Origin of the sequence: Paenibacillus sp. YIM B09110 (assembly GCF_037167145.1) — a bacterium.
In the GTDB taxonomy this organism is placed as follows: Bacteria; Bacillota; Bacilli; order Paenibacillales; family Paenibacillaceae; genus Pristimantibacillus.
This window is the reverse complement of record NZ_JBANSP010000032.1, coordinates 36,259-63,250: the sequence shown is the minus strand read 5'-3', so window position 1 is coordinate 63,250 and position 26,992 is coordinate 36,259. Positions and strand designations below refer to the sequence as shown.

Below are 26,992 nucleotides of genomic sequence, written 5' to 3'. Positions count from 1 at the left end.
CGCTAAGTTATTCCCGAAGGAATAACTCCGCTCGACTTGCATGTATTAGGCACGCCGCCAGCGTTCGTCCTGAGCCAGGATCAAACTCTCCATAATAGAAGTTTTCGTCATCGACGGAATGTCGATTAGAAAATCTTCAGGTGTTTGACTTGCTCATTTCTATACTAGCTTTAAAAACATATCGCTCAATGTTCAGTTTTCAAGGAACAACTGTTATTTTCGTTTTGTTTCTTTCTTATGCCGTTTTTAGCGGCGAGGAATATCTTATCATAATTTGTTTTCTAAATGCAAGCACTTTTTTATTTTTTCTCAAAAGCGAGAATTTTATAAGTAAAATGCTATTTTCTTATCTCTTCGATGCCGTTTCTCTTGACGGCAGAACGTTATAATAGCATGCCCATATAAGACTGCACAACCTGAAAAATATTCCAGTCTTTCTTTATAACAAAATTGAAAAACTCTTTTATTAGTTAATGAGTTGCTACGACCATCAAACTAAACTTTGACCTTATGGCTCAGCTCATTAAAGATTATCTCGATTGTATACCTTCTTCGATGCATTATTAACTCTCCTCCATTATCGTATCATCCCTAATGCAAAACAGGGCACCCATGTTGGATGCCCTGAACTAACGCAGCTTAATGAATGCCGGTACGTTATCTGGTGAATCTGAGGCACCCAACCAGGTGCCTTCTCTATAAAACCGAGCGCTCATATGAAGAAGAAAATCGATAACTGCTTATTAAGCAGGAGAGCCGAATATAGCCACATTCTGATCCCCAAGAGTGAACTGATTGCCATTCCACACCAAGATATTTAAGACATAACCCAAGGCATCAGCGTTATATCTCCCGGCTATCTTCTGATAAGCCAGCAGCTCATACACATGATTTCCATCGAAATCGACAGGATACAAACCGCTTAACGGATTTACAAAACCTGATATGGGCTGCTTCAACTTCCCATTCTCCCAATAGATCTCACTTAGATACTCCTTGTCTCTACCGGAGATGTCGATGATATATTTCATCTTGTTCAGTTTGCTAAGAACCTCAACTTTGTAATCGTCCTTGAAAGTCACTACGTATTGATAGAGCTCATTATACGCGCTGTAGTTGAATATTATTTTCGCGACGTTGTTTAAGAATGAGTATACGTAGTGATACATGATCCCTCCGCTACCGCCGGAATCGATGCTAACCAGAATCTCATTAACCTTATTCCCCGTAAAATCACCCAAAAAAATTGTCGGATTATAACCCGCATTATCCTGTAATGGCGTATGGGTTACTCTACCGCTGCTTCCGTCCTGCACAACCAACGTGATTTGTTCAATAAACGGACTGTCAGGTGTTCGAACCCCTGTTAGATAAACATTGTCGGATATCCCGTCTCCCGTCACATCCCCTTGTGCAACTGCTACGATGCTTGGAACAGCCATTGATGGATGACGATAATAATAATTCATCCCATTCGCTCCTTTTAAATACCCTATTTCTTATGATATGGGCATCTGTCGAATATTGTTACTAAGCGCGGACAAATCGTTGCATATTCGTTAACTGAGTAATACGGCTTATACCCATGCTGCCTGTGGTGCTGCGTCATTAGAAAAGGCTTAGCCGACTTGATAAATGTTTCCGGCGATGTTTCCTTGCGATTTCTTCTCCACTCCACCGAAGCCCCATAAATACCCCAGCTTATAATGACTGCTGTAATTCGTTGAGCTTCGTCCTCTTCGGCTGATTTCTGAAAATCCGTTATGGCCACAAAGTTATCAATAATTGATGCTTCATTTAATTCGCTTTTCTCGAAGTCTATGGCATTCAAATTAATCAATAAAACATCCGACAATACTTTGTCCAACAAGTCGTATATATCTTCAAAGTGATAATAGAACGTTGCGCGGTTAATATTAGCCTCTGTTGTAATATCCTTAACGGGTTAGAGGTTTCCCGACGATTGTTATAATGAACAATGAAAATAGAGGATTGAAAATCGTAGGCAGTCGTCCGTTCGAGTCCTATGTTGAGGGCCTGCAGCAAATTCTAAATTCGGAAGACATACAGCCCAAACACCAACCATGCCTTTCTAACTTGCTTGAAAAAGAACTTACACCCGGCAGCTATCAAGTGAAAGAGCTTTTTGGGGAATCCTATTTTACAACCACGTAATAATAAGGTGAGTGAAGGCAAAGGCAGCAGTCGAGCTCCATAAGGGGGCCGACTGCCTAGGCTTCTCATTCAATGAGGGAACTTCGAATATCGATATGACTTGCAAACCCTTCATCCTGAATTTTATAATTAAACGTGATACATCGGTTGAGAATCACGATCAGGAGGAAGCATCTTGGATACGACTCGCCATAATCGCCGGCAACTAGGCACGAACCATGCTCTGAAGCAAGCCTTTATCGAGCTCCTGCTCGAGAGCGGCGAGCCCGACGACATTACCGTCTCCGAGATTATGGATCGAGCCAGCTTCAATCGAAGCACCTTCTACTTCCATTATCAGAATAAAATAGAGCTGATCGAGGACTTGTACGCCGATGCCCGCAAGGGTTCATCCATTCCCTTCGGGAACCGCTTCGCAACGCGCAAGAAATTCCTCTCAGAAGCGCGGACAATCCAACGGCCGTCATTCTGTTCGATCACTTAGAGAAGCATCAACGACTAATTAAAGCTCTGACTCGGGTGAATTCGAATCCCGATATTTTCGATCGAATCGAAGACCTGCTCTTCCAGCTGTATACACAGGAATTCGTCTTGTCGAAGGAAACCTCCGAACAGTTGATCCACTACGAGATCAATGTCGCGTTTCACATCTCGGCCCTCATCGGAGTTATTAAATACTGGATCAAGCAGGATTTCAGCTATTCGGCCTCGTTCATGTGCGAACAGGTCATCGCGAATACGACGATAAGCCCGACCCATGTCACTACCAAAAAAAGAGACCCATGATCTCGCTCATGAGTCTCTTTTTCTTGTACAGCTTATTTGCCCGGAACGTAGCTTTCGTCGATGATCATGACCGGCTTGATCGTCTTGCCCGACAGCGAATCGTTTGCCGCTTCGTTGATCTCTTCGAACTTGTAGAACTTAACGAGCTTATCAAAAGAGAAGCTGCCCGCTTGGAAGAACTCGATCAACTGCGGGATCGACAACTGCGGTACCGCATTGCCCATTAAGACGCCCTTAATTGTACGGTTAAACATGGTCAAGTCGTTGATCGTGTTCAGCTCGATCGGCTTGGATGCCGCGACCGGTGCAGCTGTGCCGCCAATGGCCAGTGCTTCGATTGAGGCTCGGATAACCTGAGGAACGCCCGTTGTATCGACTGTGTAGTTCACACCTTTGCCGCCAGTCAGCTTGCGGATTTCGGCAACGACGTCGATGCCCTTGCTATTGATCGTATGGGTCGCGCCCAACTCCTTTGCGGTCTCAAGGCGATGGTCGTGGATATCGACTCCGATGATCTTCGTGCAGCCGGAGATCTTCGCGGCCATCATCGCTGCCAGACCTACCGCGCCCGTGCCGAAAACTGCAACCGTAGAGCCCGGTTCCGGCTTCAAGCCGTTCCGTACGGTGCCGCTTCCAGTAAGGAAGCCGCAGCCCAGCGGTCCTACAAGGCGCAGATCGGCGGAAAGATCGACCTTGGTCAGGTTACGCTCGTACACGATCGAATACGTGCTGAACGAGGATTGAGCGAAGAAGTTATGAACGACCGAGCCGTCTTCTCTTTGGAAGTACGGAGTTCCGTCTTCACGAATGCCGCTCATGTTCAGCGCAGCCCAATCCTCGCAAGAGGCGGGAACGCCGGTCAGGCAGTTGTCGCAATGGCCGCAATATTTGTACGACAGGACGACGTGGTCGCCTGGCTTGAAGCCGCGCACAGATGCGCCGACCTTCTCAATGATGCCGGAGCCTTCATGCCCCAGCACGACCGGGAACATGTACGGAGAATCACCCGTGCGGACAACGTCGTCGGAGTGGCAGATGCCGGAGGCGACCATCTTGACCAGCACTTCGTCTTCGCGGATCTCGCTTAGATTTAATTCTTCGATTGCATATGGAGTCTTTATCTCGTTAAGCACAGCGGCTTTGATCTTCATGCTTACATCCTTCTTTCTCCAATGTAGTTACTGATACTATAGAGGTATTTCTCGCGAGAAAGACAATGATTGAATCTCTTATTATTGCGCGCATGTCTATTATAAAAAGGTTAGTAAGCGCCTTCAACAAACAAAACGGACAAAAGTGTTGGACAATTGTCACCTCCTGCGGGACCCATTTCAACCGCTCTCCACTCGCACAAAGGGGCTTTTCCGTTATCCGGAAAAGCCCCTTTGCCGCGTCATTCAATTGATCTCGTTAAATGGTAATCGGATCGTTGCCTGTGAACGTGCCGCCGGTGTTGTTGATGGTCGCGCCGGCTGTGTTCGTGATTGTTCCGTTGTTCGTAATTGTGCCTTTGTTCGTGATCGTGCCGGAGTTTATGAACGTCGTGTTGTTCGTGATCGTTCCGTTGTTCGTGATCACGCCCGTGGTGCCGTCATCGCCTGTGATTGCGCCGTCATTGATCAACGTCGCCCCGCTTGAAATGTTGACTGCACCATTCACGATCAGCGTTGCCGCCAAAGCCACCGTAACGGTACCGTTCACATTTAGCGTTGCTCCCTCCACGATGTTCCAATAATAGCCTTCGCCAAATGTCGTAGCCGTTGCATTCAGCGTTGCGCCCGCTAACGTCTCAATATTGCCGTCCACCGTAGAGTTACTCACATTCAGCGTCGAGCCATCCGAAATGGTCAAGGTGTAACTATCCATCGTTGTATTGCTCATATTCAGCGTTACGCCTTCCGGGAGGGTCCATGCATCCGTCAGCGTAGCACCGCTTATAGCTACTTCGGTTGCGGATACGACCGTGACCGTCGCCGACGTCAAATCTAACGCTTCGGCGCTCGTAATCCATGCAGGAAGCGGCTCCGAAGACGAATCGGCAGCCTGCACGGCATTCGTTGCCGCACTCATCACCATACCGAGCCCTTCATTGGCGCCATACACCCAGACTTGCAGCTTCTTCCCTACGTCCCCCGCCGCAACCGTATAATTCGCCGTTGTTTTTCCGGCACCTGCGGCAGGCACGTACTGGTTGCTTCCGACTATGTCTTGTACCATCCATTCATAAGTTACTCGGTTGCCCGCCGGAGCACCATCAGCCATTGTTACGACAGCTGTCAGGAGATTGCCGACTTTAGGCGATGTATGGTTGATCGTAACACCCGTGACATTCACGCCTACGGCGCTTGTGGCTTCGCTTGTTACAGCTCCTGCTGCGCGACCCAAATACGACACCACAACTCGCAGCTTCTTGCCAACATCTGCTGTCGCGATTGTGTAACTCGCTGTTGTATGGCCCGCACCTGTCGCATTCTTAAACGTTCCGGTGCCAGCTCCCGTCTCTACCTGCCATTGATACGTCACTTGATTGCCGGCCGCGCTGCCATCGCCCATGGTCACATAGGCTGTAACCACATCACCATATGCCGGAGAGTCATTGTTAATCGTAACGGCAGTGATCGGAACGGATACCACGTTGGTTGTTGCGGTTGTTGTGCCGGTTATCGGACTGACTCCCGTTACCACTACCTGCAATCTCTTGCCCATATCCGCGTCTGCGACCGTGTAGCTCGCTGTTGTATTCCCCATGCCTGTGGCATTCGCGAACGTTCCACTGGTTGTCGTTTCGACTTTCCATTGATATGTCACACGGTTGCCTACCGGAGCACCATCACCCATCGTTACTTGGGCATTCAGAATGTCTCCTATTGCGGGCGCCATATTGTTTATACTCACGCCAGAAATCGCGAGATTAGGCGTCCATTGTGCAACAGCAGCGATATTCTCAGCAGGCATTTTCCCTGGTAAAGCAGGGGACCAACCCGTGAATATATAGCCTGCCCTCGTAATGGGGATAGACGTGAGAGAAATCCCATATAGAATGCTAAAAGTGTAACTGCCTGTCCGGGCATTGGGAGTCCCTGCATAGACAGTCCCTCCATCGAGATCAAGCGTCACGTTGTAGACGTTGCGTTTGTAGTACAGCTTCAATTGGAGGGGGCTGCTCGTCGAATCGACGACTACACCCGATGCAACTGTAGCTGTCACAGCGGAGTCCACCGTGAAGCCTTCATAGCTCTTCGGCGGTGCTGTGACCGTTGTACCTTCGGGGGCGTTTAACGTTTCCACCTCGGTTATCGTGTATTGTCCCGTTGTATCTGGCCTATAATGTGTCACCTTATACGGAGCCGTCTTCTCGCTCCACTGTGCGGTGAATGAAACGTCATGCACCGGCATCGTGGCCGGAATAGCAGGCGACCATCCCGTGAGTACATCCGTTCCCTTGGTCACATAAGGCTGCGGTATTCTGGCACTGTATGGAACCGTTAATTTATAAGGCGCCGTTGAACCCGCTATAGTGCCGCCGTTGAGATTGAAGGTTGCGGTATACGTATTGCGCTTATAGTACAGCTTCAGAATCGTAGAGCCATCGCCCGATATGTGATCCGATTGCAATGTGCCCGTAACGCTGCTGTCGAAGGTGAAGCCCTCATAGCTCTTCGGCGTTACCGCGTTTGTTACAGTATCTGTTGTGCCTGTAAGCTCTTCCTGATCAACGACTGTGTACGTGTTGCCGAGAATCGGAAGTCCCAGTTTCGTTTTGGCAATGTCCTGTTGCAAGTGCACGACTCTGTAAGGCGTATCGTCTTTGGCCCTCCAGATGGCGGTATATGTGGTGTCTTGACTCGGAACTACGCTCGGAACAGGTGTCGACCATCCTACAAACGTATAGCCGGGTCTTGACATAACAGGTATCCATGAGACTTTGGACCCGATTTCATCAGTTAGCGTACCCACAACCGCATTGCCGCCATAGCCCGTTTTGAAGGTGAGCTTTCTCAAATCCGGAAAGTAATACACCTTCACTACAGTCGACCCATTATGCATCAAATATCCAGGTCCGACATTGCTTCCGTTCTGAGTGAAACCATAACGATACCCCTGAGCATTGAACCGATTCGTATCGGCAACGGTAATCTTCGAATACGTCGTGCCCGTCAGGTTCTCTGTCGCAGCCAGCTTCGCATCCCCAGGGCTCGGATTATACGGATTCACGACATCCGGTTTAAATAAGTAGTGCTCCACTTTGTAAGGAGTATCCGTCCTTAGGGTCCATCGCGCATACAGGGTTCGACTCTCTCTTGGCGCCGGCATCTTACTTGGGATCGTATACTTCGTACCGCCGGTTTGCGCCGTATACCACCCGGCAAAGGTATGGCCTGAATATACAGGATCGGCGGGAATATCAATGGCTGTGCCAAATTGACCAGTAAGGGTGATGCTCGGAGCCCCCTCATTCATCGGGAACAGCACAAATGTAGTATCACCCACTTTAGCAGTGAAAGACACCGGAATGGAACGGGTTGGAGCTACGGAGAGAGACCCTGTCTCATTGTTCCATGTGATGATGATATTGCCGCGAGCATTGATAGGCTCTCCATCATACCATTTTTTTCTCAATTGTTCTGAAATCCCGATATAGTTGCTGACAGGATCATAAACGAAATCGCTGCTATCCGTCGTGATCGTGAAATTTGATCGATCGAATAGCTTTCTTGTCGATTCCCCCGTCTTGATGTCCATGACTTCCATGTACATCAGGTTGCCTGATAATTGAGGAAGATTATCGCCTTTCATTCGTCCGGTTAGATCATAGCTAGGCACTTGGTGCTGCGAGTATGCGAAATCAACAACATTGTTTTGTGTCCCCGCAGAGAATAGAGGCCATGTGTTGTCGTATATAGGCAAAGTGGCTTCGAGCAGCCCATCGCCTACCTGGGCTCGGACGAGGGACTCCAAGTAAATGCCAAGCTCCAAATAAAGCGCGCCGATCGTTGTGGTTGTTTTTACGCCGCCCGCGTTCTTTAGATCATAGTAGAAATATCCCCACAAATTCAAATAGACGCCAGGCTCAACGGAGATGCCGATACTGTTCCAATCGACCTTCCCAATCCCTGCTTGGAGCGTGACCTGAACACCCGCGCGCAATCCCAAGGTGCCGAGTACGTAGAACTTAAATTGATAGTCTCCATCGCCAGGCAAGCTTACGGTGTTGCTGCTGCCCGTGAAGCTAAAAATACGTACGGTAGCGGAGTAGCGCTTGGCGCTCTTATAATTGAACTCTATACCGACCGTCAGATTCACATTGGCACTGACAACAAAATCTACCGCAAAGTTGACCTCAATGATGCCCAGACATACTCTTACGCTTTTATCAACGAGCTTTTGGGTAAGGAGCGGAACCCAATCCGTCTCTACCTCCAGTAAGTTCTTGTAGCTTTCCTTCAGTGTCGTCGCGTCCACTCCGGTATCTTCCACGCCATCAATTAACGCCTGAAGCTCCGTCGCTATGTTCTGAACGTCCTCGGCTTGCAGCCAGTCCGATAACACATCATCCAGCTTATCATGCGAGACGGTTGTGATCTCAGCCGTGATATTAATACCGGTAAAGGTGTAGGCATCCAAGTTTGCTGTTATGACATAATCCTTGAGATATGGGAAAATCCAGTACAAGCCCCACTCTGTATCGCCATTGATGCTGAGAGACAATTTAATCTCTTCGACAAATGTACCGACCAGATGGATAACAATGTCGCTCTCATCATTGATTTGAATGACAATGTCGGCGCCTACTTGAAGAGCGACGCTTACACCGGATCCGGATAAGTTATTCAACGTGCTGCTAATGGACGGCACAACGGTCAGATTTTCCACGCTAACTCTGGAAAAGGAGCTTGCCGCAGCCTTTGGCGCAAGCGCATCGTACTGCTGCTGGAAGCTGTCGGTGTGCAGCGCCATCTGGGACAAATAATCGGCGGCTTGATCGACGAATCCGCTCGATACCGCTTGCTGCTTGATCCGCCCCTCCAATCTCGCGACATCCGCACCAGACAATAATTCATCGCCATCGAACGCTTGCTGCTGATAGACATCCAGAGCGCTCGTCACTTGGTCTAGTGTGACATCCGTATACGTAATTATAAGCATCTCTGCGTCACGCGTAATTGACGTAATGAGACTATAACCCGCCGAAGTCGCTTTGCTGTTGAATTTTCCATTGTAAAAGGCGATAAAGTCGCCCTCATTGACAACGGTAAGCTCATTCAGACCTAACGGCGCATATTTGCTGTCGCTAAAATTCATTACCACATGCTCTACCGTGATCGAGTGATTCGTCGCGTCGCCATCCGTGTCCGCTTCCGTACTTACGGGCAGAACATCCGGTTTGACCAGCACTTTTTTGGAATCGGCATGGGTGTAGGTATAACTGTTGCCGTTGATCGCCGCGATCTGTACATAAGCGACGCTGCCATCATCCTCAGCGGAACGCAGATCAGGACGAACCCCTTCATAGATCGCGACGATATCCCCCGATTGAATGCTAGCGTCTCCGGTATAATCAAAGGATCCGCTGCTCGCGTTCGCCTCGTTCAGATCCGCCCCGCTGCCGCCGATCCCTGTCGTAATGACCGGAATTGCGGGTGCGTCAACGCCCTCGCCATTCAGCATCATATTCGATACGTCCGCGAACGATAGATAGATCATGTCCGGATTCAGCGGCAATTTCATGACTGCTTGTTTGGCGATGCTAAACACATAGATGGTCGTCGTCTTATCCTGGCCTTGGAAAGACAGATTCGTATCCGTCAGCTTGAGCTGATACGTGTTGCCTTCCTCGAACGCGCCGCTCTTGGCCGCTACTGTGAATTGACCCTTCGAGCCCGTGACGACAATACCCGCAAACGCGGGATTCGCCGGGGACTCGAACTTTATTCCGGCTAGCACTTGGCCTGCCGTCATTTTGCCCGTAGCATCCTTCACTTGAACCGTAAAGCTCGGCGCTTGATCCAGCACCGATACGCTTGGAACAGTCGTCACAGCGCTATCGAGGCTTGTAATATACCGGGCATACAGCGTCATATTGCCGGTGACTGAATCACCTTCGAAGAGCACATTGGCAAAAGCGCTGTCCTTGTACCAACCTTGGAAAATAAACCCTGGCTTCGTTGGAGCCGGAAGACTACTCAGAGGATCGCCTTTGCGCAGCTTGAGGCTGGCAATAGCCGATCCGCCATTGGTTTCAAAGGTAATGGTATACGTACCATCGTTGGTGTTTCCTGAGCTGCCGCCATCGCCGCTTCCGGCATTCTCACCTTCGGGCGTGGGAGTAGGCGTGGGCGTTGGTGTCGGATCGACTGGAATCTGATTGCCCGACCCCTTCACCGCTTCGTTGCTGCGCATGCAAAAAACAGCCGCTTCCGCACGAGATGCATAGGCGCGAGGATTGACATTACCGTTCGCATCTCCAGTAAGCACGCCTGCTTGCCACAGCTTTACGACCGCGTCGACCGCCCAAGGAGAAATGTCCGCCAGGTCGTTCGGCTTCGTCGTTACGCCGTCGCCCGTCTGATAAGCGATGTTCTCGATTTCAAAATACCGCAAGGTCAGCGTCGCCATCTGTTCTCTTGATATCAAAGCGTTCGGTGAAAAAATATTAGGACCTGTGCCGCTTGTAATGCCTTTCTCCACTGCCCATTGCACATAAGGCGCATACCAGGCCGCCTGCTGCACATCTGTAAATGCAGAAGAAGTATATTTACTCGCGTCGATGCCTGCTATTCGTCCCAGCACCGTTACATACATGGCGCGAGTCATTGTACCTTGAGGCGAGAAGCTATTATTTCCTGTCCCGCTGAATATTCCATTCTGCTGCACATAGGTTACAGCATTATAAAACCAATCCGTAGGTTTAACGTCTTGAAAAGAATGTTGCGCTGTCCCCGCATTCTGTGTCGCATCATGCCAAGTAATTGGCGTAGAAGAGCTGTTCCCATCCTCTGAAGCGGCAACTGCACCCATCGGTATTAACGACACCGTCAAACAAACGATAAGCCATAAAACTATTGTGCGTTTATACCATTTATTCACGTCCGGCTTCCCCCCTATTGTCCTTATCTTTCAATTTTAGATGGATAATGATAGATACACATCTATAGAAAGTTATAGAAATCGACAAAAATTGCGTATGCAAAAAGGCTATTGTCGATTTCTGAATGAAATCAGCAATAGCCTTTTGATATGGGGCTCGTTATTCGCTTATTAGCTGAAGCTCCAAAGCCTTTTTGAACGCTTGCACTCTACTGTTTACTTGCAGCTTGCCGTAGATGTTATTGACGTGGCTTTTGATAGTGCCTTCCGTAATCTTCAGATGCAAGGCGATCTGTTTATTGGACAGCCCCTCGGCCATGAGATGTATAATCTCCTTTTCACGACTCGTTAACGGATCAACTAGAGAAGCCTTGACTATTTTCTTCTTATCTTCTAACAAGGTCATTCCTCTTTCGGCATGCGTATCGTTAGCATGGAACGCTTGCAGGACGAGACGCGCATAACTTGATGCATCCATCGATCCCGCGTCTTTGTCTCCATACGACTGCACATAAATAGACAACAGCTCTGCCATTGCGGAACCCTCGTCCACGAAGCTGCGAATGAACCCTTGAGGTTTGGCCAGACGCAAAGCGGTACTCAGCTTCGCAAGCGCCGACTCCATCTGATTGTCGCGATAGTACGTCATGCTCTGTACGATCAGAATGTGAATGCGGTCCCGCAGACGGTCTTCCTTCTTTAACAGATGATAGATTCGCTCCGCGAGAGATAGCGCCGATTCGAATTGTTCGCATGCAGCCAGCACGCGAACGAGCGCCAATTGTTCAGAAACTTTGTCCAACGTTGCCTCATCCGAGCTCTCCAGCCCGCAATGCTCCAACCACCGACGAGCCGACTCCATGTCGCCTTGACGCACCGCCAGACTCGCCTGCTCCGCTTCGATTTTGCGCATAAAGATTTCATAGTCGGGTGAATCAATCTTCTGCTTCAGTTGTTCTAGCAGCGCGGCTGCCTCTAGTGAGTTCCCCTTTGCATGCTGAATTCTAGAAGCAGCCACAACGAGTGGATACCGATTGCGAGGAACCGGATCGAATCCGTCTGCATGCATTACGCGGTTCAGCCAGTCCTCCGCTTCCTCCAGCCGATTCCACTCGTACAATACTTTGGCATAGGAAGCATACATCGGCGTCGCATTCGGATGGTTAACCTGTTCTCGCCAATACTCGATCATTCTTATGAAAAATTGTGCCGCGCCCTGGTAATCGTTAATGTAGCTCAGATGGTCTTCAAACTCTTCGACCGAATAGTGCTTATTATTTCCTCCTTGAATAAACAAACTTTGTTCGTGTGCGGGCGCAAACGTATCTCCTCGGATAAAATAGTCAGCCGTGCTTTGAAGATCTTTTTTCACATAGGCAGCCGTACCGCAGAAATAATAGATGTCCCCCATAGTCTTACGCCATACGTAAGCATCCATTTGATCCTTCAACGCTTCGAAACGGATACGAAGCCGTTCCGCGCGATCCGGAATGTGATGAAACTGCCGAACGCCGACCATCACGAACAAATAAAAAAGCTCAACAAGCGGTCGGCTCGCTATATATTGCTCAGGCACTTGCATCACCCAACGAGCAACGACGGTGTTCTTGCCTCCAAGAAGCTCGTACAGATGCGCTTCGATTAGGCGAGCGACATCTTCATATTGCCGTCCCGCCAAATAATGTTCCGCTGCTTCTACAATATACCCGTTATGTTCGAGCCATTGCGCTGCACGCGTATTCGCCTGAACCCACAGCTCAGGGAATGTTCGAGCAAGCATCGACTGCAGGAAATCAGACAACAGATGGTGATACCGATACCAGTTGCGCCCATCGTCCAGAGGAATGATGAATAGCTGAAGCTGCTCCAGCTGTTCCAACTGCTGCTGACCTCCCGCTTGACCGGTCACCGCCTCGCACAATGCATAATTCATCTGGCTTAACACGGAAGTTTGCAGCAAAAAATAGCGCATCGCCTCTGGCAGATCGCGAATGACTTCCTCCAGCAAGTAATCAGATATGTGCTGCTGATGGCCGCTGAATTGACGGATTGATTCCGTCATATTTCCGCTTCGTTTCAGTGAAATGGCCGCAAGCCGCAAGCCGCAAATCCAACCCTCGGTTTGATCATACAGCATATGGAGCTGCTCAGCCGACAGTCGCAACTCCGTCGTCTCTCGGAAGAAATTGTCGGCTTCTTCTAGTCGGAATCGCAGCTGCTCGATCGTAATTTTCCGCATCTCGCCTTTCGCATATAATCTTGCTGTCGGGAAGGGGAGGTCGTTGCGGCTTGCAATATATAAATGAATGTGGTTTGGGAGGTGTTCCAGCAAGTAGCTCATCGACTTCTGGATTGCCGGCATCGTCATCAGATGATAATCGTCGAACATGACGACCAGCTCGCCCGGCAGTTGGTTCAACTCATTAAGCAGCCCAGTCATCGCCGGCTCCATCGATGCGGAAGATGCAGATGGCCCCTCCGCGAGCAGAGGCAACACGGTCAGGCCAAAGGCGTCGACATGATTCTGGATCGAAACGATGACCATGTTCCAGAAGGTGATCCAATCATCGTCCTGCTTGCTCAGTGACACCCAAGCGACAAGCATGCCGCTTTGTTTAGCCCATTCGCTTAGCGCCGTCGTTTTCCCATAACCAGATGGAGCAAATACGAGCGTCAGCTTCGCGTCCATGCCCTCGTCAAGCAGACGAAGCAGATCGGTACGAGCAAGCAAGGTATGCCGTTCATAAGGGATGTGTATCTTCGTTGCGGCAATCATCGAAAGCCCTCCATAATACAGAAAATGAGTAATTAGGAGTAACTTCGACATACTAGTCATTAATTCCTGTGCTTAGGCTGTGTAGATTATGCCCCGTATACGCATTTACATGGTGTTGTGTTATGCCAAATTCGGATAAATCGCAGCTACACCGCCGGCCAACGCGCTTTGGATCATGCGGCTCAAATCATCGGCAAGAATCTCAAGACTTCCGGATTCGATTCCATCAATAGCGATTTTTGCGATCTCCGCAGGGTTTGACTTAGGAGCATTAACGCTTGAGGTCATATCTGTCTCCATGTATCCAACATGCAGTCCGGCTATTCGAATTTTTTGAGGATACAGACTGATGCGCAGATCGTTCGTCAGTGCCCACTCAGCCGCCTTCGCAGCCGAATAGGCTCCTATGCTTCCCGTGCTTAACCAAGATAAGGCCGAGAGAATATTCAGTATGGACCCTCCCCCGTTATTCGCAAGGATGGGTGCGAAAGAACGAATCATAGATAGGGTCCCGAAAAAGTGCGTATTGAATTCCAGATGGATGTGATCGAGATCGCCGTCAAGCAAGGAAGCGCCTGTAGATACGCCTGCATTATTGATCAGAATCGTTACATCTTTCGCGATAGCAGCAGCTTCAGCTACTTCTTGAGGGTTAGTGATATCCAGTTTGACTGGAATTACGCCCGGGATGTCAATGGATTCCGGATTTCTAGCCGCGGCATACACCTTAGCTCCTCTGGATATAAGTTCAATAGCCAGATGGCGGCCAAAACCTCGGTTCGCGCCGGTGACAAAAGCAACTTGTTCAGAAATTTTCATAATTATTCGCTCCTTAGCATGGTTTGTTTTAAATTGGCGGTTACTTGATTTTTACGATGATCTTTCCTTTTGCTCTGCCTGATTCGGAGTGCTCAATCGCTTTTTGGGTGTCTTCAAAAGGATAAATTCGATCAATAACAGGCTTTATTTTATCGTTCTCAATCCATTTGGTAAGCATCTCTAATTGTTTGCCGCTTGGTTTCATAAACAGGAAGCTGTACTTGACCTCATATTTATTCTCTAATTTGGTAATCTTCCGGGCAACCAATCGAAATAGATTCGTTTTGACGAAGCCGACCCGCTCCTCTTCTCCGAAGCGCGCATTGGGCGGCCCTACGACGGATACGATTTGACCTTGCTTTTTGACCATTTTAAAAGCCTTCTCTAAAGTCTCCCCGCCTTTGGTATCGAAGACGGCATCATAATCTTGTAACAGCGTATCGAATTGTTCTGTTTTGTAATTGATGATTCGATCGGCTCCAAGCGATTCGACCAATTTGGCTCCAGCTTCGCTCGTCGTTGTTGCGACATAAAGTCCCATCGCTTTGGCAAGTTGGATAGCAAAAGTACCCACTCCGCCGGAACCCGCTTGAATCAATACCTTCTGTCCGGCCTTTAATTTCAATTTTTCATGCAATACTTGATAGGAGGTAAGCCCAACCAATGGAATGGACGCCGCTTCCTCGAAGGTAAGGTTGCGAGGCTTTAGGGCAATATCGTCTTCATTTACAGAGACATATTCAGCGAAGGTTCCACCCTTGCTTGATCGGCCGTATACTTCATCACCAACCTTGAATTTTGTAACCCTCCTTCCCGCTTGAATAACAACGCCCGCAAGATCATATCCTAATACATGGGGCATATCGTATTTCAGCAGGACATTGATTTTACCATCTCGCACAAGAAGATCGAGGGGGTTCACGCTGGCCGCATGGATTTCCACCAGCACATCGTGCTCGCCTGCTGCGGGAAATGGAATTTCAGTTGATCTGAGCGGGAATTTCCCGTATTTGTCCATTACCATAACTCTCATATTTGCTTGTTTAGACATTGACTGGTTCCTCCTTGTTAGTTTCGGTTCGATTTTGAGAACGATCGTTCTAGTTTGAATAAAAAAAAAACGATCACCTCTCTAATAGTTTCATCGATGTATGTGCGATACCGTGAAGTTTTTCTTTGGCTACCGACATTCTTGCCATTGCCCTTAAACCAACCCACACATTATGCAGGTATTCCGCCAATTCTCCGGCATCGTAATCCGTGGTGAATTCACCGTCCTGCTGCCCCCAGAGAATAATTTCCTTGAGTTGCTGCTCTGCTATTGTAAACGCCTTAGTGAGCTTGGCATCAACTTCGGCATCGCGTACTGCCAATTCTACTGCGGAATTCACCATTAAACAGCCGGAAGGCGAGTCTGCTTGTCCATCAATCATGAAGCCAAATATAAACTGAAGAGCTTCCGTTGCAGTCTTGGAACGTTTAATTCCAGATGCAAGCTCGGCATTGATTTTCTCGCCAAAACGATCCATCGCTTTTAGAAACAACATATGTTTGTCTCCAAATGTGTCATATAAGCTTCTTCGATGGATTCCCATGCGCTCGACCAGATCGGTCATGGACGTCTTCTCGTAACCCTGTTCCCAGAAGAGTCTCATCGCTTTATCCAATACCGCGTTCTCTTCAAACTCCTTGCTTCTCGCCATTTATATCTCCCTCCAGTCATCAATATAGCATATTGAGAACGATCAGTAAAGAATTCGCCTTAACGACTCGGCACATCATGAATAACGCTTACCAGCGATTGACCGCATGCTCGGCGAAAGCGACCAAGTCTTTGACTATAATCGTCTTTCCGTCGTCCAATACAGCTTTACCGCTGAACTTGCCGAAAATTTGGTGGCATTGCGTATCGACGATCAACAGCTTCGTTTTCGTGAGCCGATCATAGATAGGTGTGAATTCCATTTCGAATCTTCCGTCGTCGCTCGTGAACACTTTTGGAGCCATGTATCCGCCGCTTCCTTGCAAGTCGAAGTATACATGACCCAGCTTATGCGCAGTACCGTCATAGAACAAAATATTTTCTGTAGCGGCTGACGTATTCCCGAAGCCGTAACCGATGTTAAATCCGAACCGCTTGCCGTCTACATAACCGCTGCCGCTTCCCCAAAACCATTCATGGCTGAACGGCCATACACCCCGGCCCCAATCCAAAAGCCCGAAGGCTGTATCGGACTCGAATGGGTATTCCTTCTCCCCAATTCGAGCAAAGCCGCTTGCTGGCATGCAGTTGATTTTGTGATTGTAGTAGAAGAACCGTTTGTCGTCATCAAAAGGCGTTGCCAACACGATTGACGTGCGATCCGGCTGAGTTAACCGGATATCAATATCGATTGTCGGAGACTTGCTGCTTCCTTCCGATTTGCAAATGAGCCTGCGCTCACCATCGATTACTTGAAATTGCATGTGAAAGCCTTTCTTGCTATAGGTTAAATCGCCTTGTTCTGCAGATGATGGCATATTCAGCCCACTGAACGGCAGGACCAGCATGTTTGAGAAATCGAATCGCTTGCCGGTCTCAAACTCAAATAGCTTCACTGATACATCCCCTGCATAGGAAACATGCCCAATCGTTAGCTGCAAGCAATAATGGTCATTCGAAACCTGGTAGAAATCCCATTCCTTAATTCGATGCGAGGGTGCTTTAATCCCATCCCGATTGAAGCCCAGCACAGCTTGTGTCGAGTACCCATGCTGCGACAAGGAGCCATCGCTCCCCAGCACATTGCCTGGTGTAACAATTTGATTTTGCATGAGATAATCCCTCTCTATAGTGAGTTGTCCTATCTACTATATCGTAGAGATAATATTTTTCACAGCATGTCCTCCTCCAAGTTCATTGGCTGGGAAGTTGGTCCATGGTATATTGAACGAACTAAGCAATCTAAAACCTAGGGATGTCGAAAGTCATGCTATCAGAGGAGCAAAATAATGAAGATATGGTTTCGCCAAGGCTTGATTGCCACGCTTGCGATCGTGTTGGCTGCACCGGCAGTAGGACTGTGGGGCCAATCGACTGCGCACGCGGACGAAACTGCGACCTGGCTACCGATCGATACGGCACCAATGATTGTGAAAGGCAGTGCGCTAGACTTGTCGGGGTTAAACGACGTGCCAGCCGGCAAATATGGTTTTATTCAACAAGACGTGAATGGAAACTACAATTTCGAGCGGACGCCGCAGAAGAAGGTCAAATTGTACGGCGCCAATGTGACGTGGAATATGTACTACGGCACGCGCGAAGAAGCGGATCTGACCGTAGATAGGCTCGCGCGTATCGGTTACAACGTCGTCCGCATTCATCCGGCTGATTCAATGACCGATTGGGCGCCCGGTATTTTTCTGCAGAATGGATCAACGACCCCACAATTCAACAAAGATAAGCTCGACCGTCTGGAATATTTTATCTCGCGGCTGAAGGCTAATGGAATCTATGTGGCGATTGATGTGTTCCATCTGTACAACTTTAGCAACATCCCTGGGCTTGGCGAATATGCAGAGGGTGACCATTCTCCCTATTTGCTGCCGTTTCTCCCTCAAGCGCTCGGTATGTGGAAGGAAATTGCAACAAAGTGGCTATCTCACGTCAATCCGTATACTGGTCTCGCGCTGAAGGACGATCCGGTGTTGGTCGGTGTCAGTCCGTGGAACGAGTCACTGCTTCTCAATATGGATCTGAATGCGATGAAGCAGCCTTTCCGCAATTATATGCTTAAGGATTTCAATAGCTTTCTGGCAACGCTCGGCGACGCGCCCGTTACATCGATCCCATCGTCATACTGGAGCGCGGACGGCAAAATGTTCGATCGGCTGAGTGCTTATTATTCTAAAAAAACGATTACCGTTTCCAACGCAATGAGGACGTATTTGAAGCAGCGGCTTGGCATTCATGCGCCAATTGGCGGATTAAACTTCATCGACAGTCCGAATGTGAATTACTGGCGAAGCGCCGCTTCCGATGTTCACGAAACACATAGCTACTATCAGTTCGTGGACGATCGATTTAGTGAGAATAATCGCTCTGGCTACACGTATAATCCGCTGAAGGATCCGCGTCTCAGCATGGCGTTCGATCCTGCAACCGCAACGAACTATCCGAAGGATTGGGCGACAGAACGCCATTACAGCAGCTATTATCCTGCGCTCTCGCTGAGACAGCCGTATGCGAAGCCGTTCCTGCTGACGGAGTTCCAGGATACGTTTCCGGCCAAGGGACGCGAAGAGATCGGCATCTTTAACGGGGCGATCGGCGCCTATCAGGGCTGGGATATGATGAATCGCTTCTCGTTCGGGCGCGATATCAGCGACGGATACGCGAATTTGCCGATGGGCAATTCAGAGCAGTTCTCTATCACGAGCGATCCATTCGCAATTTTGTCCGAGGCGGAAGCGACATTATTGTTCCGCACAGGGGCAGTGAATGAAGCCAAGCCGAGGTTTGTGTTCGTCTGGGACCGCACGTGGGCAAGGGATACGGGCGCTGCCGCTGATGAAGAAGCGTATATTGCGAACATGATGTATATTCCACATTTGTTCAAGTCAGTATCCGTCTATGCAGATCGACCGGGCAAGCCATTCACCGTCTACAAGATTACGGAAGAATTGACACCAAAGCAGATTGCGAGTGGCAATTTGCCAGCGGCGAACAAGCTGAATATAACGAAGGCGATGACCGATCGCGAAGTGGCGAAGACGTTCATAAATTCCCTCAGTGACAACAATAAGAAAGCCGCAATGCTGTCCGCACTGAACAACAACAAGCTGCTGTCCGATACGGGAGAGCTCGTGTTCGACTTAAATTTGAATACATACCTCGTCAGTACACCGAAAACGATTGCCATTGCGGGCACGATGAACAACCATACGTTCAAGCTTGGTCGTGCGACAGTAACCGCTGACGTGGACAAAGGCACTTTCTTCGCCTCTTCGTTGGATGGGAAAGCGCTCAAGAATAGCAATCGGTTGCTTCTGATCTACAAGACCGATGTCGCGGCAACAGGAGAAAAGCGTGTCACTTTGCAGACGGGCGAAGTAAAGTATTACAAAGGCACACTTCCGACACTCGCGAAGCAGCAAAAAGCACAGTTTCAACTGACTACGGATCGCCCCGCGAGCGCGTACAGAGCATATAAGCTGACGCTGAATGGCGCGCGCGTGCAGGAAATTCCCGTTAAAACGAACGGCAACATCCTTAACGTGACCTTGAACACCAGCAAGGGCTTCACTTTTGAACTTGTATACGACCCGCAGATCTCCAGCGATAGCAAATAGAAAGTCGTCAAATAAGCAGAAAATAAACACGCTCGTCGCCAACTATTTTAAATCGAGTTCCATATTTTCTAGGCTGCGTGGCAACAATAAAAGGGGCTTTACCATTAAATCGGAAAGCCCCTATCATATAAATCGTACAACAGCACGATCTCACATTTTTACATCAGTTTTTCCAAATCCCCAACCCCATCAACCTCTACCTGACGAGGAGAACGTGAGGTCCAAGTCACAAGGCGAGGAAGTCCTAACATAGATTGAATTGTACTTTTCCCCGAAGCGCTTGGCCCTTGAAGAACGACTAACAATATTGACATTATGACCTCCACGGCTGCAGTAATCCAAATATATCTATATTTAATATACCGCGGCTCTTGCAAAAACACTACTGCTTGTGCCTATGAAGTACGCCGCTCTTATGTTCCTTAATCAGCTTTGCGAAAAGCTCACTAGAGTAATCAATTCTGCGCTCAGGAAAATCGCCTGTAAGTACAATTTTCAACATATGAAGCAGCCGTTTGCCCGTTATTTCTGTAGGCCCGAGCGACCACTGTATAATACTGGGACATAGATATATCAAACCAGAGTAACGGAATGCTGCCCTCAATCTTTCATAAAAATCTTCATAGCTAAGTAAAATTCCATTTGCAATTAATTCGTTATAATAAAGTTTGGCATCCTCAAAGTTAAAATAACTGGCTAGGTCAATATAAAAAGGCGCATAATAGCACCATCCGAAATCAATAAAATATGGTTTTTCATTAACATAATGGATGTGGGAACCATCTACCGACTGCAAATCTCCATGCGTGAGAGTCAGGCTTTCCTTCTCATCGTACAAAGTCGCCATATCACGTGCAAAAGCGTTGGCTTTGTCACGCAATGATGGCAGATACGCACCAAATTCCTTACGAAATTCTGGATTTTGCTCCATAAGCGTTTCAAAATGGTCCACAGAGACTTGCGTAACTAAATAGTTATTCCAATAATGATGGTCAGCATGGGGGAGCCACAGCATCTCCGAGCCTCTATTCATATTACGGGCATGAATTCTGGCTAATGCCTTAGCAACTCTTGGCGACCAATCTACGCCAGGCGGCGGAGATTTTACATGACCCAAATCTTCTATCGCCATCCATCTAGGCTCATCTGTTTCTATATCCAGTGAATAAGCGGCGGGCGTATTCCGATGGCCCTGGTCCGTTAACGTTTTCATCGTCATGCGTTCTTTTAGAGCAGCTTCTTTAACTATTACGCTCTCCTTTTTACCATTTTCGTAAGTAACCTCTATACGACGTACTTCCGCTCCAGACCAACCACGCTCCGCATCTGTCATATACCCTTGCTCTAAATGAAGTACCTTTCCGCGTTGAAGCACTTCGGATAAACCCTGAGCAATAGTAATCATATTTTGTTCCAAATAATCTACCTCCCCCGGGAATATTCTATAGTTGCCATATCGGTTAATGCTTAGATTTGCAATGGGTCTGAAAGTTTGCCTTGCCTTCTAGCAAATCCTTTAAGAATGTTTTTGATGCTTCCAATTTTGCTTCTAGCTCCTGAATATATTGGATTTTTTCCATTACCAATACTTTCTTCTCTATATGGGAATTTTCATTTATAAGCAAAATTAATTCCTGAATCGTAAATCCTAACGTAAGTAGCATTCTTATATCCTGCAAATAATTGATCACTTCTTTATCATATACGCGATAATTATTTGCATCCCTCGATAGAAACTGCTCCGGAATCAACTGTTTGCGTTCATAGAATCGCAAGGTGGATATGGGCAGCTGTGTCATCTTAGAAACCTCATTGGCTTTCATCATATATTCCCTTCAGAACGCACCTTAATTTTTGTTTGCTGTAAACCTAGGTTCATAGTTCATACTTACAACATGATAACCAGAGACATCACTGCTGTCAACGTAACTGGTCACATCAAAAGGAGAGATTACATGTTAAAACATATCCAAAATAACGACTTTGCTAACATTATTACTGGCCGGCGTTCCGTAAAACTTTACGATCAGGACGTCAAAATTTCAAAGGAAGAAATGCAAGCGATCATACAAGAAGCAAGCTTAGCGCCTTCTTCTGCGAATATACAGCCGTGGCGTGTTATCGTCGTTCATTCTCCTGAGGGGAAAAGCAAACTTCGGCCACTGGTACAGTTTAATACGCGACAAAATGATACATCTGCGGCAATGCTCATTATTTTGGGCGATACGCAAAGTGAATTATATGTAGAAGAAATTTATAATACTGCTGTGGAACTAGGGAAAATGCCTAGCGATGTACGCGATAAGCAGGTCACACAAATTATGAGCATGTTTCCTCATATACCGAGAGAATTAAAGATTGAAATTGCCAAAGTCGATGCAAGTTTATTTGCCATGCAGCTAATGCTGGTAGCCCGTGCGCATGGTTATGACACCAATCCTATGGCTGGTTTTGAACGTGATAAGGTTGTTAGCGTATTTGATCTGGACGACGAACGGTATGTTCCGGTCATGATCCTCGCAATCGGGAAAGCAAAAGAGGCGGGTCATGAATCTGTGCGCTTGTCTAGTGAGAAAATAACCTTTTGGCGCTAATTTAAATTCCATAATAACACATCGATAGTTAACCCAAAAAGACCGCTATAATTTCGAGCCTTTGCAGCCACTGGTTGCGTGTGACTTAAGCAGTTGAAATCCTTTCGCTAATTTATAAATAAGAAGAAACGCCTGACGGCGTCCTTTCTATAGGCGCCCGCGTTTCGTCGAAACGTATAGAGAAAGTATAAGAAAAATCATATACTTTCCTATACGTATAAAAAGCCCCTGAAACTTAAAGTTTCAGAGGCAATAAATCCTTTTCTATTGCATATGACGAAAAGGTTATGACGTAACACCTGTTCCATATACCTCAAAATCATAAATCCTTGCTGCAGCGTTTGTGGTCTGCGTAGGCGTTGTTACGTTCAGCTTAATATATCGAGCCGATATTTCAGTTATTTTGTTTACCGTAATACCGCTTGTATTGTTAGTTACATTGACCACCGTTTTCCAGTTCGCGCCATCGGTGCTGACCTGGATATTGTAAGCCTTCGAGTTGAAGGTGGCGCTCTCTCCGCCTTCCGATGCGTGCTTGATGACGAATTGGTTCACTTGCTTCACGGAGCCGAGATCGATCTGCAGCCAACGGTTACTCGACTTGGAGCACCATTTGCTGTCATTGATGACGCTGCCGTCTACGGTTTTGGTCGCGGTTTGCGAGGCGTTACACGTACTGTCACTCGTCGCGGCTGTATTTAATGCCATGTTCGGTGGTCCGTATACCTCAAACTCATAGATTCTTGCCGCAGCGTTTGTGGTTTGCGTAGGCGTCGTAACGTTTAACTTAATATACCGGGCGGATACTTCAGTAATTTTATCTACCGTAATGGCGCTAGTATTGTTGGTTACTTTGACTAATGTATTCCAATTCTTACCATCTATGCTGACCAGAATGTTGTAAGCTTTCGTGTTGAAGGCGGCGCTCTCTCCGCCTTCCGATGCGTGCTTGATGACAAATTGATTCACTTGCTTCACGGAGCCGAGATCGATTTGCAGCCAACGGTTACTGGACTTGGAGCACCATTTGCTGTCATTGACGACGCTGCCGTCCACAGCTTTGGCCGCGGTTTGCGGAGCGTTGCACATACTGTCAACCGTCGCAGGTTTATTTAATGCCAGGTTTTGGGGGCCAAAAACTTGTAATTCATAGATTCTTGCATAGCCGTCTGTGGTTTGCGTAGGCGTCGTAACGTTCAACTTTATATATCTCGCCGATACTGCGGCAATATTGTCTATCGTTACGCTTTTTGTATTATTGGTTACGTTGACTACCGTGCTCCATTCCGTGCCGTTATTGCTGACCTGGATATTGTAAGCCTTCGTGTTTAAGGCAGTGGCCTCTCCGCCTTCCGCAGCGTGCTTGATGACGACTTGGTTCACTTGCTTCACGGAGCCGAGATCGATCTGCAGCCAACGGTTACTGGACTTGGAGCACCATTTGCTATTATTGGTGACGCCGTTGTCCACGGCTTCGGCCGCGATCTCCGAGGCGCTACACGCACTGTCAGCCGTCACAGGTTGGTTTAGTGCCAAATTTTGTTGCGCATAAACGTCGAACTCATATATTCTTGCTACAGCATCTGAAGTTTGCGTAGGCGTGGTAACGTTTAACCTAATATATCGGGCCTGCGCATCCGGTATATTGTCTACCGTAACGCCGCTCGTATTATTGTTTACGTTAACCACCGTATTCCAACTGATTGCATCGGCACTAACTTGGATGTTGTACCCCTTCGTGTTTAAGGTGGAGGGCTCCCCGCCTTCCGATGCATGCTTGATGACGAATTGGCTTATTTGTTTCACGGAGCCGAGATCGATCTGCAGCCAACGGTCGCTGGACAAAGAGCACCATTTGCTGCCGTTGGTAACGCTGCCGTCCACGGCTTTGGCCGCGGTCTCAAGGGTGTTGCACGTACTGTCAGCCGTCGCGGGTCTATTTAACACTAAATTCGGAGAACTCACCGTTATCGCGTACGTAACCTTGTTGGTTCCGTCTTGCGAGGTTACGATGATCTTCGTGCCCGTTTCCAATGTCGTTGCTTTCGTGATCCCGTCTGCCTTGTAGATCTCGAACGTTGCGTTCGCTAACGGCGAGATTGCGGCCTTCAACGCATCTAACTTGATGTTGGTCCCGACGATAATCGTCTCATTCGCCGTCCCGCCGGTACTTACCGTACCGATCGTCGAGGTTATTGTAGCGACTCCGCACGTTGCCGCCCATTTCGCGTAAAGAGTGATGTCTTTAATGATTGGATCTGACCAACTGTAGGCTTCCGTCAGCGCACTGTCGTAGTACCAGCCTTCGAAGCTGTAGCACGCCTTCGTGGGAGTGAATCGAAAACCCACTATTTCTCCGGGCATCACAAATTCGGGGTCAATATATGAGCCGCCATTCGTGTTATAAGTCACGACCCGTATGGGATTGGGTCCTGTATCTAATCCGGCAAATACAGGAGCTGCTAATGTCATTAACGAAGCTATGATCGTTAACAAAATGAAGTAACCTCTTATCTTTGCTTTAAACCTTTTCTTTCCCTGACGAATTTCTGTCCCTTTCATCATCGTTCCCCTTTCTCCTACTCTAATGATTAGAACTTTGGATACTGCGGGCTCTCCCGCAAAGTAGAATAACATCGTATGATGGCATTAACCGACACGGCATGCGGAGGCTGAAGCACAACAGATAAATACAAACGTTGCAACATTCATAATGATATTCGCAAAACGCGAAAGAATGTTTGTCTATCGTTACTAAATAGGTCCAATCGAAAGTCAACTGACCTGAGAGCGACCACACCAACGCTCGTTATGTCCATACAAAAAAATGTCTCGCCTTGGTGCGCAACCCTTACAGGTATGCGTGGCGAGATCTGTTATCAATATCGTATTTCAGCAGCAAATATTTGTCAATAAAATCATCTTAGCAGCTGGTCTAGTTTTTAAGTAAAATAAGCAAAAAGGATCTGGAAGCTTACTTTCAGATCCTTTGTCCATATTGAGGCTTTGAATTCCTTTATTTTCACATCAAACACTAATGAATTTTTCAGGGGTGACTAATTATTATTTCGTTTGTTAACTTCAATCGCAATGAACTCCGGCAGATATTTGGGAGTACAGCCCTTTGATACCATTTCATCTTTATAAAGACCCGTTTTCTCACCAAGTTCAATACAACGTGCTCGATTCCTTTGATCATAAACGCCTATCCAGCCTGCGGTGAAATTCATAGCCCATTGAACTTCCGGTTCTTCCTGCGCAATATTAGCTTCAATTGTAGATAATAAGTCTTCGGTATTATCAGGAGGTGTTTGTCCAGTCCATCTCAATCGCCCTTTATAATACCAGAAGGCTCGCCTTTGAAGAGCAGAAGGACTATTTTCCCATAACTCCATCAATGCAATATTCTTCTTGTCTTTGGTAAGCTGATTAGCCATTAACCAATCCATTAAGTTATTTCGCTCTTCAAATGTGTGAATCTGCATATAGTTCGTGATCTATTTTAATGTCCTTCGCGATTTTTCGTAAGTCGCCTAGCTTAATTTTACTATTGATCTGTGGTAGAATGTTTTCTGCTTTTGAAGAGCGATTCATTTCTGTACTTTTATTCTTATATATTTGACACAACTCCTTTATTAAAGCACTGTTTCATAATATGGCCTTGACGCGATATATCAATAACTTAATTTAGCTATAAGTCTTATTACATACAAATGTACCATAACAATTGTAAAAGGAGTGATTCATTTTGCCATTACTTATGGTACGGTTCTCCGCGCTAGCTGTAACGGCAAGTTTTAGAAGACCACTCCTATCCATGGGAATGGCCTTCTCTTCTTTGGACCGCGCTTCTCTTTATTAGGGGGCCGAGAAACTGTTGGCTTCGATTTCTGCGCCCGTCAAGATGCCGTTTCCAGTAAATATAAGAATAGTCGCCATGTTATTGTCTTCAACCGTTACTTGATATTCTACTTGCTGAAACCCTGCTGTCAGGATCGGCTGATCGTCCACACAAGTTAAACTGGTCGTAGCGGAACCAGGAGAGTTTGTGCTGTCGTCCGTCGTGCATATATCGGTAAAAACGATCTCCCCTTGCCTTCTGCGAGAAATATGGAATCTTGCTTCTGTCGGCGCGATAGCTCGCCACTGAATGGACATTTGGAGCCATACCCGATCACTCGTATTATCGATAGTAAAGACTAGTGGAGTCGAGTTTAGCGTTGCAAATCTAACAGGTGCGGCTAGGGAGTTATCGAAATCCAACGGTACAAAATTAAACTCCGTCAGCAATCCCTGTCCGGATGTTGTCGAATTAACTGTAATCGTCGGATTCACATTAATCGTCGGACTAAACGTATTGGTGTTGTTATTGGTGGTGACGGGATTGGACGTATTGGCATCATTGGGATTGGACGTCATTGTA

Annotated in this window: 16 protein-coding genes, 1 rRNA gene and 2 pseudogenes; 4 read left to right on the top strand and 15 right to left on the bottom strand. The window is 47.5% G+C overall.

Going from position 1 to position 26,992, the window contains the following annotated elements; genetic code table 11:
• From V8F51_RS28105 to V8F51_RS28095, 3 genes and pseudogenes are all read right to left on the bottom strand, one after another.
• Positions 1 to 96 (bottom strand): 16S ribosomal RNA (locus V8F51_RS28105); the annotation flags it as partial.
• A gap of 647 nt (positions 97 to 743) precedes the next feature.
• Positions 744 to 1,469: a VCBS repeat-containing protein gene (locus V8F51_RS28100; RefSeq protein ID WP_337103822.1), complete on the bottom strand. Its 726-nt coding sequence runs from the start codon at positions 1,467 to 1,469 to the stop codon at positions 744 to 746.
• A gap of 23 nt (positions 1,470 to 1,492) precedes the next feature.
• Positions 1,493 to 1,942 (bottom strand): annotated as a pseudogene (locus tag V8F51_RS28095) (TetR/AcrR family transcriptional regulator); the annotation flags it as partial.
• Positions 1,943 to 2,350: 408 nt separating this feature from the next.
• Here V8F51_RS28095 and V8F51_RS28090 point away from each other — a divergent pair.
• Complete coding sequence (locus tag V8F51_RS28090; RefSeq protein ID WP_337103821.1) at positions 2,351 to 2,659, top strand: TetR family transcriptional regulator; 309 nt, start codon at positions 2,351 to 2,353, stop codon at positions 2,657 to 2,659.
• A 35-nt stretch (positions 2,660 to 2,694) separates the two neighbouring features.
• Entirely contained in the window at positions 2,695 to 2,961 is a 267-nt protein-coding gene (locus V8F51_RS28085; RefSeq protein WP_337103820.1) for a TetR-like C-terminal domain-containing protein, read from the top strand.
• A 32-nt stretch (positions 2,962 to 2,993) separates the two neighbouring features.
• Here the strand turns inward: V8F51_RS28085 and V8F51_RS28080 are convergent, their stop codons facing one another.
• The 7 genes from V8F51_RS28080 to V8F51_RS28050 form a co-directional block, all read right to left on the bottom strand.
• Positions 2,994 to 4,112, bottom strand: coding sequence for an NAD(P)-dependent alcohol dehydrogenase (locus tag V8F51_RS28080; protein WP_337103819.1), 1,119 nt, complete (start codon positions 4,110 to 4,112; stop codon positions 2,994 to 2,996).
• Positions 4,113 to 4,371: 259 nt separating this feature from the next.
• Positions 4,372 to 11,049, bottom strand: a complete 6,678-nt coding sequence (locus V8F51_RS28075; protein WP_337103818.1) for an InlB B-repeat-containing protein — start codon at positions 11,047 to 11,049, stop codon at positions 4,372 to 4,374.
• 160 nt (positions 11,050 to 11,209) lie between these two features.
• A complete protein-coding gene (locus tag V8F51_RS28070) occupies positions 11,210 to 13,825 on the bottom strand; it encodes a LuxR C-terminal-related transcriptional regulator (protein ID WP_337103817.1) in 2,616 nt (871 codons plus the stop codon).
• Between the two features lie 120 nt (positions 13,826 to 13,945).
• The gene (locus V8F51_RS28065) at positions 13,946 to 14,644 is read right to left on the bottom strand and encodes an SDR family oxidoreductase (protein ID WP_337103816.1); all 699 of its coding nucleotides are present in this window, start codon (positions 14,642 to 14,644) and stop codon (positions 13,946 to 13,948) included.
• A 40-nt stretch (positions 14,645 to 14,684) separates the two neighbouring features.
• Positions 14,685 to 15,677, bottom strand: coding sequence for an NADP-dependent oxidoreductase (locus V8F51_RS28060; protein WP_337103823.1), 993 nt, complete (start codon positions 15,675 to 15,677; stop codon positions 14,685 to 14,687).
• A gap of 91 nt (positions 15,678 to 15,768) precedes the next feature.
• Positions 15,769 to 16,347, bottom strand: a complete 579-nt coding sequence (locus tag V8F51_RS28055) for a TetR/AcrR family transcriptional regulator (RefSeq protein WP_337103815.1) — start codon at positions 16,345 to 16,347, stop codon at positions 15,769 to 15,771.
• An 88-nt stretch (positions 16,348 to 16,435) separates the two neighbouring features.
• The gene (locus V8F51_RS28050) at positions 16,436 to 17,458 is read right to left on the bottom strand and encodes a DUF2804 domain-containing protein (protein WP_337103814.1); all 1,023 of its coding nucleotides are present in this window, start codon (positions 17,456 to 17,458) and stop codon (positions 16,436 to 16,438) included.
• A 177-nt stretch (positions 17,459 to 17,635) separates the two neighbouring features.
• Here V8F51_RS28050 and V8F51_RS28045 point away from each other — a divergent pair, with 177 nt between their 5' ends.
• Positions 17,636 to 19,975, top strand: a complete 2,340-nt coding sequence (locus V8F51_RS28045; RefSeq protein ID WP_337103813.1) for a cellulase family glycosylhydrolase — start codon at positions 17,636 to 17,638, stop codon at positions 19,973 to 19,975.
• Positions 19,976 to 20,357: 382 nt separating this feature from the next.
• Here V8F51_RS28045 and V8F51_RS28040 read toward each other — a convergent pair whose 3' ends face one another.
• Both V8F51_RS28040 and V8F51_RS28035 read right to left on the bottom strand, forming a co-directional pair.
• Complete coding sequence (locus V8F51_RS28040) at positions 20,358 to 21,392, bottom strand: hypothetical protein (RefSeq protein WP_337103812.1); 1,035 nt, start codon at positions 21,390 to 21,392, stop codon at positions 20,358 to 20,360.
• A gap of 43 nt (positions 21,393 to 21,435) precedes the next feature.
• Positions 21,436 to 21,798 (bottom strand): MerR family transcriptional regulator, encoded by a 363-nt coding sequence (locus V8F51_RS28035; RefSeq protein WP_337103811.1) that lies wholly within the window; start codon positions 21,796 to 21,798, stop codon positions 21,436 to 21,438.
• Positions 21,799 to 21,930: 132 nt separating this feature from the next.
• On the opposite strand from V8F51_RS28035, the gene V8F51_RS28030 reads away from it, so the two are divergent.
• Positions 21,931 to 22,569, top strand: coding sequence for a nitroreductase family protein (locus V8F51_RS28030; protein ID WP_337103810.1), 639 nt, complete (start codon positions 21,931 to 21,933; stop codon positions 22,567 to 22,569).
• A gap of 285 nt (positions 22,570 to 22,854) precedes the next feature.
• Here the strand turns inward: V8F51_RS28030 and V8F51_RS28025 are convergent, their stop codons facing one another.
• The 3 genes and pseudogenes from V8F51_RS28025 to V8F51_RS28015 form a co-directional block, all read right to left on the bottom strand.
• Positions 22,855 to 25,134, bottom strand: a complete 2,280-nt coding sequence (locus V8F51_RS28025) for a discoidin domain-containing protein (RefSeq protein WP_337103808.1) — start codon at positions 25,132 to 25,134, stop codon at positions 22,855 to 22,857.
• Positions 25,135 to 25,625: 491 nt separating this feature from the next.
• A pseudogene (locus V8F51_RS28020) lies at positions 25,626 to 26,187 on the bottom strand (DNA alkylation repair protein).
• A gap of 240 nt (positions 26,188 to 26,427) precedes the next feature.
• Positions 26,428 to 26,988 (bottom strand): hypothetical protein, encoded by a 561-nt coding sequence (locus tag V8F51_RS28015; RefSeq protein ID WP_337103807.1) that lies wholly within the window; start codon positions 26,986 to 26,988, stop codon positions 26,428 to 26,430.
• Between the last annotated feature and the right edge of the window lie 4 nt (positions 26,989 to 26,992).